9 protein-coding genes are annotated in these 12,441 nt (G+C 66.3%); 7 read left to right on the forward strand and 2 right to left on the reverse strand.

What is annotated here, in order from left to right:
• Window positions 1–22: 22 nt before the first annotated feature.
• The 5 genes from ACYSM9_RS17150 (at window position 23) to ACYSM9_RS17170 (ending at window position 5,617) form a co-directional block, all read left to right on the forward strand.
• Window positions 23–1,579, forward strand: coding sequence for a long-chain-fatty-acid--CoA ligase (locus ACYSM9_RS17150; RefSeq protein ID WP_461858160.1), 1,557 nt, complete (start codon window positions 23–25; stop codon window positions 1,577–1,579).
• A 38-nt stretch (window positions 1,580–1,617) separates the two neighbouring features.
• Window positions 1,618–2,451: an aldo/keto reductase gene (locus tag ACYSM9_RS17155; protein ID WP_461858161.1), complete on the forward strand. Its 834-nt coding sequence runs from the start codon at window positions 1,618–1,620 to the stop codon at window positions 2,449–2,451.
• A 133-nt stretch (window positions 2,452–2,584) separates the two neighbouring features.
• A complete protein-coding gene (locus ACYSM9_RS17160; protein WP_221385279.1) occupies window positions 2,585–2,851 on the forward strand; it encodes a GlsB/YeaQ/YmgE family stress response membrane protein in 267 nt (88 codons plus the stop codon).
• Between the two features lie 126 nt (window positions 2,852–2,977).
• Window positions 2,978–3,388: a YtxH domain-containing protein gene (locus ACYSM9_RS17165; RefSeq protein WP_461858162.1), complete on the forward strand. Its 411-nt coding sequence runs from the start codon at window positions 2,978–2,980 to the stop codon at window positions 3,386–3,388.
• A 228-nt stretch (window positions 3,389–3,616) separates the two neighbouring features.
• On the forward strand, window positions 3,617–5,617 hold the full coding sequence (locus tag ACYSM9_RS17170; protein WP_461858163.1) for an HNH endonuclease signature motif containing protein: 2,001 nt from the start codon (window positions 3,617–3,619) through the stop codon (window positions 5,615–5,617).
• Between the two features lie 110 nt (window positions 5,618–5,727).
• Here the strand turns inward: ACYSM9_RS17170 and ACYSM9_RS17175 are convergent, their stop codons facing one another.
• Entirely contained in the window at window positions 5,728–6,525 is a 798-nt protein-coding gene (locus ACYSM9_RS17175) for a putative protein N(5)-glutamine methyltransferase (RefSeq protein WP_461858164.1), read from the reverse strand.
• 381 nt (window positions 6,526–6,906) lie between these two features.
• Between ACYSM9_RS17175 and ACYSM9_RS17180 the strand changes: the two genes are divergently transcribed.
• Together ACYSM9_RS17180 and ACYSM9_RS17185 are read left to right on the forward strand one after the other, a co-directional pair.
• Entirely contained in the window at window positions 6,907–7,953 is a 1,047-nt protein-coding gene (locus ACYSM9_RS17180) for a lactonase family protein (RefSeq protein WP_461858165.1), read from the forward strand.
• A 436-nt stretch (window positions 7,954–8,389) separates the two neighbouring features.
• Complete coding sequence (locus ACYSM9_RS17185) at window positions 8,390–11,401, forward strand: alpha-amylase family glycosyl hydrolase (RefSeq protein ID WP_461858166.1); 3,012 nt, start codon at window positions 8,390–8,392, stop codon at window positions 11,399–11,401.
• 3 nt (window positions 11,402–11,404) lie between these two features.
• On the opposite strand, the gene ACYSM9_RS17190 is transcribed toward ACYSM9_RS17185, so the two are convergent.
• Entirely contained in the window at window positions 11,405–12,370 is a 966-nt protein-coding gene (locus ACYSM9_RS17190) for an SDR family oxidoreductase (protein WP_461858167.1), read from the reverse strand.
• Window positions 12,371–12,441 lie beyond the last annotated feature (71 nt).

A 12,441-nucleotide genomic window follows, 5' to 3' on the forward strand; every position in this document is an offset into this window, starting at 1 on the left:
AGCTCCCACCGGAAAGCAGGCCATGAACAACTCCGCCGAGGGATACGCAACAATTTCCGTCGCAGCCATCCTGGCTGAATCCGCCCGCAGGACTCCGGACAACGTCGCGCTCGTTGTCGGCGCGGACGAACTCAGCTACCGGGACCTCTGGGACCAGACCCGGGCCTACGCCGGAGCGCTGCGCGGACGGGGCATCGGCCCGGGAGACGCCGTCGCCGTCCTGATCCCCAACGTCCCGGACTTCGCCCGGGTGTACTACGCCATCCTGTCGCTGGGCGCCATTGTGGTCCCCGTCCACGCCCTGCTCAAGGCCCGTGAGATCGAGTACGTCCTGCGGGACAGTGGTGCCCGGCTGCTGGTCTGCGCCGCACCGCTGCTGGCGGAGGGCGCCGCCGGTGCCGAGGCCAACGGGATTGCGGTCCTCACGGTGCTCGCGCCGGAGGGAAGCCCGCTTCCCCGGCTTGAGGCGGAAGCCGCTGCCGCCGATCCGATCCGGACCTATGTCCCCTGCCGCCCTTCGGACACGGCCACGATCCTGTACACCTCGGGCACCACCGGCAAACCGAAGGGTGCGCTGGGCACGCATTTCGCCCTGGTGGAGCAGACCTCCGTCCTGCTCACCAGCGTGATGGATTTCCGGCCCGGCGACGTCCTGTTCGGCGGACTGCCGCTCTTCCACACCTTCGGGCAGACGGTGGTCCTCAACACGGGGCTGCGCGCCGGCGCCACGATCGTGCTGATGCCCCGCTTCAACGGCGAGGACGCACTGAAGCTGCTGGCCCGGCACAACGTCAACGTCTTCCTCGGGGTTCCCACCATGTACGTGGCTCTGCTGGAGGCCGCGAAGACGCTGACCGACCGCCCTGCCGCCCTGCGGTACGGCATCTCCGGCGGCGCATCCCTGCCCCTGGCAGTGATGGACAAGTTCCGCGACGTCTTCGGCGTGGAGATCCACGAGGGTTACGGCCTGACCGAAACATCGCCGGTTGCCGCCTTCAACCACGTAGGCATGCCGCCCCGGCCGGGAACCATCGGCATCCCGATCTGGGGTGTCGATATTGAGATTGCCCGCCCTGAGGTGGTGGAACGGATCGAACTGCTGCCCGCCGCAGAGCTTGGCGAACTCGTCATCCGCGGGCACCTGCTGATGAAGGGTTACCTCAACCGGCCCGAGGCAACCGCCGAGGCCGTTGTGGACGGCTGGTTCCGCAGCGGTGACCTTGGAACAAAGGACGACGACGGCTACCTCACCATCGTCGACCGCAAGAAAGACATGATCATCCGCAACGGATTCAACGTCTATCCCCGCGAGGTCGAGGAAGTCCTGCTCACCCACCCGCAGGTGGTCAGCGCCGCCGTATACGGAATACCGCACGACGTCCATGGCCAGGAGATCGCGGCCGCGGTTGTGCTCGACGCCGGCGCGACCGTGTCCGAAGCCGGGTTGGTCGACTTCGCCAGCTCGCAGCTCGCCGCCTACAAGTACCCGCGGGTGGTCCGGATTCTCTCCGAACTTCCGCTGGGTCCCAGCGGAAAGATCCTCAAACGCAAACTCGCGGAGGACTACGGGGGAAGTTAAGGGTGGACCCGGCCGCACCCTGCCGGAAGACTGTTGGCATGACACTTGCACCGCTCATCGAACTCAACGACGGCCAGAGCATCCCACAGCTGGGCCTGGGCACCTGGCCGCTGGACGACGACCAGGTGGCGGCCGCCGTCGTCCAGGCCTTGGAAGCCGGGTACCGGCACATCGATACAGCCGTGAAATACGGCAACGAGCGGGGCGTAGGGAACGGGATCCGGGCCAGCGGCCTGGACCGCGGCGACGTTTTCGTCACAACCAAGCTGGACGGTGAGTTCCAGGGCCACGACCGTGCTGTTGCCGGCCTGGAGGGCTCGCTGAAGCGCCTGGGACTGGATTATGTGGACCTGCTGCTGATCCACTGGCCACTGCCCGGCCGGGACCAGTACATCTCCACGTGGCAGACGTTCGAACGGCTCCAGGCCGAGGGGAAGGTCCGGTCCATCGGCGTGTCCAACTTCAAGCCCGCGCACCTGGAGCGGCTCATGGCCGAGACGGATGTCGTGCCCGCGGTCAACCAGGTCCAGCTGAGTCCCGCGATCACCCGAAGTGCGGAGCGGGAATTCCACGCCAAGCACGGGATTGTCACGGAGTCCTACAGTCCCCTGGGCGGCTCCGGGGCGGGACTGCTGAGTGCGCCAATTCTTTCCCAGCTTGCGGAAAAACACGGCAAAACACCGGGCCAACTGGTCCTGCGCTGGCACGTACAAAACGGATTGGTAACGATTCCCAAGAGTGCTTCACCGGAACGCATGAGGGAGAACCTGGACATCTTCGATTTCGTCCTGGATCGGCAGGATCTCGCGGAACTTGGGGTCCTGGACGAGGGTCCGGGAGCCGGCAACGATTCGGACCATACAGGGCATTGAGGCATGCTTGAACTGCGCTTTTCCCCGGTAATGGGGTTGGCAAAAAGATAGTAAGCATGATTACTATTGAGCCAGAAGGATGAAGTGCCTCCGGAACATGGGGGCCTCCTTTAGTTAGGAAGAGAGCATAAAAATGGGATTTATTGCATTTCTGATTCTCGGACTTATTGCCGGTGCGATCGCTAAGGCGATCCTTCCGGGCAGGCAGGGTGGCGGCTGGTTCATCACCCTGATCCTGGGCGTCGTTGGCGCCATTCTCGGCGGCTGGCTGGGTGGAATGATCTTCGGCAGCGGACTGCAGGAGTTCTTCTCGATCCAGACCTGGCTGCTGGCGATCGTCGGCTCGCTGATCGTGCTCGCCATCTACGGCATGGTCACCAAGCGCAGCGTTCGCGGATAACTGCCCGGCAGTGCCAGGAGACCGGCCTGGGGACACCATCCCCAGGCCGGTTTTCTTTTCTCCGGCTACGGGCGCCGGAGACCCGGGCAACTAACTGACAACCTTCTCGCGGAGCAGGAGTTCATCATGAAAAACAAGCTTCTTTTGGGTGTTGGCATCGCAGCCGGCTACGTCCTCGGGTCGCGGTCGGGCCGTGCCGCATATGACAAGCTCAAGGCCCGCGCGGCGAGCATCTGGGACAGCAAGCCCGTCCAGGACAAGGTGGCCGCCGCCACCGGGACCATCAAGGAAAAGGCGCCTGAGGTCGCGGACCAGTTGGGCGAGGCAGCGCGCAGGGCAACCACGGTGCTCGGCTCCGCGATGCACCGCGAGGGCGGCCCCACCAACGGGAAAGCTTCGGATCCTTCCCGTTCTGCCTCCGGAACGGGTGGGACAACCGGGGCCGGCGAGCTGGGCGAAGACCACATCCCGGCGCACAGCACGCACCCGGAAACCACCAACCTGGGTACTGCGGACGGCACCGGCACCAAGCCCTGATTTCCGGCTCAGCGGGCGAATATGACGCCGGCCCTGCCTGTGACAACAGGCAGGAGCAGGGCATGTGTTACAACTGGATACCTTGCTGGCCGCCGCGATCCTTGGGGGACGCGGCGGCCAGCGGCATTTAACGGGCCACGCGTGCTGCCAGAACAGCAGCCCTTCCGGTTATCCACATAGGAGCTTTGGCGGGTCCCCATTGTCAGTGGTGGCTGGCAGAGTTGGGCCATGGAGGCCATTGGGGAACAGTTTGGGGAGGCGTACGACGCCGGCGCACGGCCAGCGCGGGCCGCACGCCTTCACGCCGTCCCCGGGGTCACGGCTGAACAATCCGATGTCACTGAACACCCCGCTGAAACTGACCTGGCCGGACTTGCCGCACCGGCTTCCCTTGATTGGCTGTGCGCCCAGCTTGCGGCCGCCGCGCTCGACGCCCCGAATATGCTTGCAGGCGCCAATTACCTTGAGGCCGCCGAATTTGCGGCCCTCGTCGAAGAGCTCTCCCGGAGCGCCGAGCGTCTGCAAATCGTGTCTGCCGGCGCCGTGGACAGGACCCGAACCCGGGCCATCGCCGACGCCGCAACGGCCAGGGCCAGGGAAGGGCGCGGCAGCTGGGCAGTGGTCAGGTGGGATGCCAATGGCGTGGAAACCGTGGATGACCACCCCGTCGTGAACGAAACTGACGCCAGTTGGCCCACCGGGCCGGACCGTCCCATCGTTACCTCCCCCGCCGACGACGGCTGCAGGAACACCGCCGAGTTCCTTCGAATCCGGCTGCGGATCCCGATCCGCGAGGCCCGCAGGCGCCTTGCCCTCGCCCACCACACATTGCCCGGTGTGACCCTGACCGGCGGAGCCACACCACCACCCCGTGAACACCTCGCGGCCGCGCTCACCCCCACCGCTGGACCTTCAGCCGCTGCCGCGGGCACCGGTGTCGACGACACCGGAGAAAGGACCAGTAGCGGCACCGGCCTGGAATGTCCCGGGGTTCAGGCACCAGCGGTATCCGCACACGCCGCGACCATCATCACCGCCACCCTTGAGCGGCTCGAGCACCGTGCCACTCCGGAGACTCTGGAGCGCATCGAACAACACCTCACCACCGAAGCCGCCACCTGCGACCCCGATTTCCTCAGCCGGCTGGCCCTGCGCTGGTCGGACACCATCGATGCCGACGGCACCGAACCCACTGAAGAGGCCCTCCGCCACACCCAGGGCGCTTTCATCCGCAAACCGCGCCACGGCCTGCACCGCCTCGAAATCCTCGCCACAACAGACCAGTACGAGCACCTGCTGACCGTTATGAACACCGCCACCAACCCCCGGACTACGGTCCCCGGCAGCTCCGGCCATATGGGCACCGGCATAGGCGGCCAAGGCATCGGAAACTCCGAGACGGGTAACATGGCCACCATCAGCGGGGTGACCCAGGCGGAAGCGTCGGAATGTGAAAGCATCGACCTGGACCGGCGCACCCGCCCCCAAAAACAACTCGACGGCATCGTCACGGCGGTCAAGGCCGCCCTCGCAACGAACACCTTGCCCACCTCCGGCGGCAACCGCCCCCAAATCCTCGCCACAATCAACTACCGGGACCTCTTCCCCGACGCTCACGCTGGGTCCGCCGACAATCCCGTTGGCGCCAACGGCCTCGCCGATGCATCCTCCGACACGACGTCAGGAGCCGGTCCCGGGCAGCGGACGGGGACAGAAGCACAGTCGGAGACAGTCGCCGCGACGGGGCTCGAAACCGGGCCCGAGACAGGGACGAGGACAGGGACAGGCACAGGTGCGTTCGTGTTCACCGGACCGGTCGCGGCCGCCACCCTGCGCAAAATGGCGTGCGACGCGGACATCATCCCCGCGCTCCTGGGAACCAACGGCGAAATCCTCGATCTCGGCCGAAAAGCCCGCCTTTTTACCTCAGCACAACGCACAGCCATCACTGCCCGCGACCAGGGTTGCGCCTTTCCCAACTGCACCATCCCGGCGCCGTGGTGCGAGGTCCACCACATCACGTACTGGTCCCGGGGCGGCGAAACCAACGCCAGCAACGGCGTCCTGCTCTGCAGCCATCATCATCACCTGGTCCACAAGGAACAGTGGATTATCGCCACCGCGAACGGCACCCCGGCGTTCATTCCGCCACGCCACATCGATCCCAGCCAAAAACCCCAACGGAACCATTACTTCAAGCCCCCGCCGCCACCCATCCAGCGCGAGTGATGGCGGCGACCGTTGAACAGCCAATGCATCAATGACGTGATGCTGCGTCCATGTGAATGTTGCGTTGACATGAATGTTGCGTTGACGTGGATGCTGCGTCGACGCGGATGCTACGTCCCGGCAGGCCTGCCCGTCGTCCCCACGACCGCCGTCGCATCCAGTTCCTCCGACCGCACAATCCGTGCCTCGAAGCCGGCAGCGGCCAGGATTGCCGCGGTTCCGGCAGCCTGCTTGCGGCTGGTTTCAATCAGCAACCAGCTTCCCGGCATCAGCCACCCGTCGGCCTCGGCCGCGATCCGTCGGTGGAAGTCGAGGCCGTCGGCGCCTCCGTCCAGGGAGGCGGGGGGCTCGTGCAGCCTCGCCTCGGGCGGCATGGTGCTGATGGCATCCGTCGGTACATAGGGGGCGTTCACCGCCAGCAACCGGATTCGGCCCCGAAGAGCGGGCGGCAGTGCCTGGAACAGATCGCCCGTGTGGACCATGCCGCCCAGCGGCTCCGCATTCCGCCTGGCACAACCCACGGCGGCCGGATCGATGTCAGCGGCGTGCAGTTCCACCCCTGGTATCCGGTGCAGGATGGCAGTTCCCACGGCACCTGATCCGCAGCAAAGATCGACAACTATCGGGGCCAGCGGGGCGACGTCGGCGTCCAGCAGGCCAACGGCCAGCTCAACCAGCAGCCCGGTCCGCCGCCGAGGAACAAACACGCCTTCCTCAACGGCGATCCGCAGGCCCGCGAACTCCGCCCACCCCAGGATATGTTCAAGCGGGGCACCCTGCATCCTGCGCCGGACGTTTTCGGCGAGTTCCCCGGCGCCTGAAGACCCAGCCAGCAGGAGCCGGGCTTCCTCCTCGGCGAACACACAGCCCGCGGAACGCAGCTGGGAGACGATTCGGGAATAGGGCATCGATGGGATCGGAGGCCGCTGCATGGGGGCGCCCGGGAGCGGCGAAGCGGCCGGCTGGGCGGAAGCGACCGGGAGCGGCGAAGCGGCCGGCTGGGCGGAAGCGATCGGGAGCGGCGAAGCGGCCGAGGGTATGGAACGGCCAGGGGCAACACATGATTCCGAGGATGGCATAACAGCGTCTTTCGGTGAGCCGCCGGACACTCCCCCGCCGCCTATGCCAAAGGCTCCGGACGGCACTGGGATGACATGCCCGGAATTGATGAACCGGTAATCGGACCCACCTCCTTCTGCCGTTGCTGGAAGACCCATGCTAGCTGCCCCGCGGTGAAACAGGAACGGCGGATTGGGGCAGAAACGGCTTCTCCTTGGCAGGATGGGACCATGACATCCGGCGGCGGCAACAACATCCTGTGGATCGGCAGCTACACCCCCGACGGCGGCGGCCGCGCCGAGGGCATTGGCGCTGTCAGGGCGCTCGAAGACGGCAGCCTGGAATGGCTCGGTACGGCAGCGAAGGCCCTGTCGCCGTCGTTCCTTGCCGTCCACCCGACCCTGCCCGTTGTCTACGCAGCGGCAGAACAGCGCAAGAAAGTACAGGCCTACCGCCGCGTCGGAGATTTTGGCCTTGAGCCCTTTGGCGAACCGCAGCAGGCGGGCGAAGCGACATGCCACGTCGCCGTGGATCCCGGCAGCCGCTTCGTGACGGCCGCGTGCTGGGGCGACGGCCAGGTCCTCCTCTACGAATTGGACGCCGAAGGCGGCATGACCGGGCGGTTTCCCGTGGCACCGTCGGTGGATCCGCACGCCGGCCTGTCGCCGCGGAAACCCCGGCAAAGCCGGGCCCACGCCAGTCTGATGCTGCAGGACGGCCGCGTCATGACCACAGACCTCGGGCATGACACCCTTCGTGTCTGGACCTATGTGCCGGGCACGGGGCTGGTGGCGGACCACGAAGTCGTCCTCCCCTTTGGCAGCGGGCCACGCCACCTGGCGGAGCACCCCAACGGCAACGTCTTCGTAGTGTCCGAGTACTCCGTTGAGGTCTTCGTGGTCCGGCCCGAGGCGGGTACCTACGAATTGGTTTTCCGGGGGCCCGCCACCGCGGGCGGGAGCCAGGCAGGCGACTCCGCCGCGGAAATCTGCCTGGGCAGGGATGGCCGGTTCGCCTACACGGGCGTGCGTGGATCGAACCTCATCAGCGTCCTGGAAGTGGCCGCGGAGGGCACCGAACTCATTCCCGTCGAGGACTTCGACAGCGGCGGAAACTGGCCGCGGCACCACCTGGTCCGGGGAGATTGGCTGCATGTGGCCCACGAACGCTCCGACAATATCGCCACCTTCGCCGTCGACCCCGTCACAGGACTGCCCGGGCAGCGGCTTCACGACGTGGGGACGCCCTCCCCTACGGCCATCGTCGCCGCCAGCTAGCGGCAGCCCCACAACCGGGGGCTCAGCCCCGGCGGAATGCCCCCGGGCCACCGGGCACGCGGCGCCACCCGAAGCAGCTGGAGTAACCCTGAGCAGCCCGGACCGCTTTCTACTAAACGCTGGAATTATTCGGCGCAAGCGCTTACAGTTGTGACTCGGTTCACAAGCTCAGCATGCTGTCCTTTGAGCCGCATCCCGCCGCATCCCCTTGTCTCGGCAAGCCTGTACAGCAGCGCCGCTTCCCAGGAAGGTCTCTCCTGCCTTGATATTTCGAACCCCACGGCGAGCGCATACGCGCACCGCATCCTCCCCTGCACCAGCACAGCGATCACCTTTGGCACAACATTCACTCCCAACGGAGCCGAACGCCGAAATCCCGTCCCCGTCCCGCCGCACACTGGGACGGCGGTCCGCTGCCGGTGTCATAGCAGCGGCAGTGGCCGTTTCCGCCGCCGTGCTCCCGGCGGCTGCCGCGCCGGACCCCAAAGGTCCCGGCCCCAACGGCGGCGGGCCCCAGGGCCCGGCGGCCGCGGCGGCACTGCACTCACTCCGCGGGCCCGTGACCGATGAGAATTTCTACTTCGTCATGGCGGACCGCTTCGAAAACGGCAGCACCGCCAACGACCAGGGCGGACTCGGCGCCGACCCGATGGTCTCCGGCTTCGACCCTACGAAGAAGGGCTTCTACAACGGCGGTGACCTGGCCGGACTGCGGGAGAAGATCGACTACATCCAGGGCCTGGGCACCACCTCCATCTGGCTGACCCCCAGCTTCAAGAACAAGGCGGTCCAGCCGGCGGACAAATCGGCCGGCTACCACGGCTACTGGGTCACCGACTTCACCCAGATCGATCCCCACCTGGGCACCAATGACGAGTTGAAGGCCCTTATCGACGAGGCCCATGCCCGCGGCATGAAGGTCTACTTCGACATCATCACCAACCACACGGCGGACGTCATCGGCTACGCGGAAGGCGCACGCAAGGGCTACGTTTCCAAAGACCAGGTCCCGTATAAGACGGCCTCGGGGCAGGCGTTCGATGACCGTGACTACGCCGGCACTGGGACGTTCCCGCAGCTGGATGCCGATACGTCCTTCCCTTACAAACCGGTCCCCGCACCGGGCGAAGAGAACCTGAAAGTTCCGGCCTGGCTGAACGATCCCACGCTGTACCACAACCGCGGTGACACCACTTTCACCGGCGAGGACTCCATGTACGGGGACTTCTTCGGCCTCGACGACCTCTTCACCGAACACCCCACGGTGGTGCAGGGCATGGAGGACATCTATAAGTCCTGGATCGGCAACTTCGGCGTGGACGGCTTCCGGATCGACACCATGAAGCACGTCAACAACGAGTTCTGGCAGGAATTCGGACCCAACGTCCTGGCGTACGCCAAGGAGCACGGCAAGAACGAGTTCTTCATGTTCGGCGAGGTCTTCGACACCACCAAGAGTTTCACCTCGCAGTTCACTACCCGCAACAACATGCAGGCGGTCCTGGACTTCCCCTTTCAGGACGCCGCCCGCAACTTCGCGTCGAAAAGCCAGGACGCCCGGTCGCTGCAGGACTTCTTCGCCGGCGACGACTGGTACACCGATGCCGACTCCAACGTCTACGAACTGCCCACCTTCCTGGGCAACCACGACATGGGCCGCATCGGCAGCTTCATCGCCCAGGACAACCCGGCCGCAACCGACGCCGAGAAGGTGGCCCGCGACGAACTGGCGCACGAGCTGATGTACTTCTCCCGCGGCAACCCGGTGGTCTACTACGGCGACGAGCAGGGCTTCACCGGCCCCGGCGGCGACCAGGACGCCCGCCAGACCCTGTTCGCCAGCAAGGTTCCGGACTACCTCGACGACGACCTGCTCGGCACAGACGCCACCCACGCCACCGCCAACTTCAACCCGGGACACCGGCTCTACACCAAAATCCGCGAACTGGCAGCCCTCACCAAGGAGCACCCCGCCCTGCGGGACGGTGCCCACCAAAACCGGTATGCCTCCAACGGCCCGGGGATCTACGCGTTCTCCCGCACCGACGCGAAGGACCAGCGCGAATATGTGGTGGCCCTGAACAACAGCGGAGAGGCGCAGACCGCGGCGATTCCCACCTACATCGACAAGCGCAGCTACACCCGCATCTACGGTGACGGCGCCGACGAGGTCAAGACGTCCGGCGACGCTACTCTCACCGTCACCGTCCCGGCGCTTTCCGCCGTCGTTTATGAATCCTCCGGCCGCATAGAACACTCCAAGGCCGCTCCCGCCGTCGCCCTCCAGGCGCCTGCCGCGGCAGCCGGCGACAACGGGCGCATCAAGGTGGCGGCCGACGTCGACGGTGCTTCGTTCTACGAGGTCACCTTTGAAGCGAGGACAGCTGGCGGGGACTGGAAGCCGATCGGCACCGACGACACGGCCCCGTACCAGGTGTTCCACGATGTGGCGGGCCTGGATGCCGGGACCCCGCTGGAGTACCGGGCCACGGTGCTGGACAACGGCGGGCATGCCGCCACCAGCCAAAGCCGTTCAGCAACCGTCCCCGCACCCCTCCTGACCCTTCAGAAGCCTGCCGAGGGCAGCAGCGTGAAGGGCAAGGTGGAATTGAGCGCCACCGCGGATCCGGAGAAGGCCAGCCACGTGGTGTCGTTCGAGCGCAGCGTGGACGGCGGCGGGTGGACCGCAGTGGGCACCGACTCGTCGTCGCCCGTGTACTCGGCCACAGACGACGTGTCCTCCCTTGCGGACGGCACCCCGGTCCGGTACAGGGCCACCATGAGCGGTCCCGGTTTCAACGTCACCAGCGAAACCCGTTCGGTCACCGTGGGAGAGGCCCCGCAGCCGGACTCCGTGGCGGTGGCCGGGGACCTCAACCAGGCGATGGGCTGCAAAGATCAGTGGGATCCCGCCTGCCCGCAGGCCCAGATGGTGCTGGATCCGGCGGACCGGATCTGGCGGCTGACCGTGGCCCTTCCCGCCGGGAAGTATGAGTACAAGGCCGCACTCAACGGCGGCTGGGACGAAAACTACGGCGCCGACGGCCAGCTGAACGGGCAGAACATCGTGCTGGACCACCCGGGCGGCCCGGTGACTTTCCGCTATGACAACAGCACCCACCTGCTCACAACCGCGTACGCCTCGCAGCAGCCCGCTGCCGTGGCGGCCGCGGGAAGCATGGACAGTGAACTCGGGTGCGCGTCCGACTGGGAGCCCGCGTGCGCCCAGGCGCAGCTGGCCCTGGATCCGGCAGACCTCGTCTGGAAGCTGACCGTACCGGACCTGCCGGCGGGAAGCTACGAGTTCAAGGCGGCGCTCAACAAGTCGTGGGACCTCAGTTACGGGGCTGGGGGCGCGTCCCCGGGCGCCAACATTGCCTTTGAGCACGACGGCGGCCCGGTCACCTTCCGGTACGACCACGTCACCCACGTGATCACCGCGGGGTAGGGACTAACTGCTGACGGGGTGGCCGAGGATGCCGATCAACCGCGTAATGGCATCCTCGGCCACGGGCGGCGGGCCGAAGACTTCCCGCTGCCGGGCGGTGTCCGCGACGTAACCGCCCGTCTGGAACCAGGCGAACATGGTTGCCATGTCCCTGACCATGGGATTGAACCGTCCCAGCACCGCAGCGGCAGCACGCAGGAGCGGCAGGGGAACCGACCGGACCCGGATCTTCGTGCCGGTCATACTCCCTGCGATGTCGGCAACGTCCTGCATGCCAAGCGGACGGTCCCAGCCGATGTCGATGCGCCGGCCATCCACTCCGGGAGCATCCACGGCCGCGGCAAGGTACCGGGCCAAGTCAGCGGTCAGCACGAACGTGAGCGGGATGCGGGGCGAACCAAACCACATCATCCTGCCCGTGGCCACGGGGTCGCCGCCGAACCGGGTGACCTGGTCCAGGAACGCACCGGGGCGCAGCGCAACGAACGGCACGCCCAATTCCTGCAGCCTGTCCTCCATCAGCTTCTTGTGCCAGAAATGCGGGACCTGCGGCGTCTGGTCGCACGTCAGGATGCTGGTCAGGACGAAGCGTCGGACGCCGGCACGGGCTGCAGCCTCTGCAAGGTTCGTGTTGCCCACCCGGTCGATATCGGGGCTGTCGCCTTTCCGGTGCCGGGTGTAACCCGCAGCGGACGTGACGACGGCGTCAACACCGGCCATGGCACGGTCCAGCGACCCGGGGTCCATCATGTCAGCCCTGGCGATCACGGCACCGGCCGACTCCAGCTTCGCGGCATCCGAACCTGGACGCACCAAGGCCCGGACCTGCCGTCCGCGGGCCAACAATTCCGTGGCAACCTGGCTGCCCAGCATGCCTGTGCCGCCAACCACCAGGACTGGTCCCCGCGTGCCGGGTTCGCCGGCCGTGCTGACAGGGTCAGGCCGCGGTTGGGAAGGTCCGTCACTCATTGCGTCCTCCGATCAACTAATACGAAAGTAGGGCTTGTCAGGCTGCGGTGGCCGGAGTGATGGTCACGTTG

The organism is Arthrobacter sp. C152 (assembly GCF_054890965.1).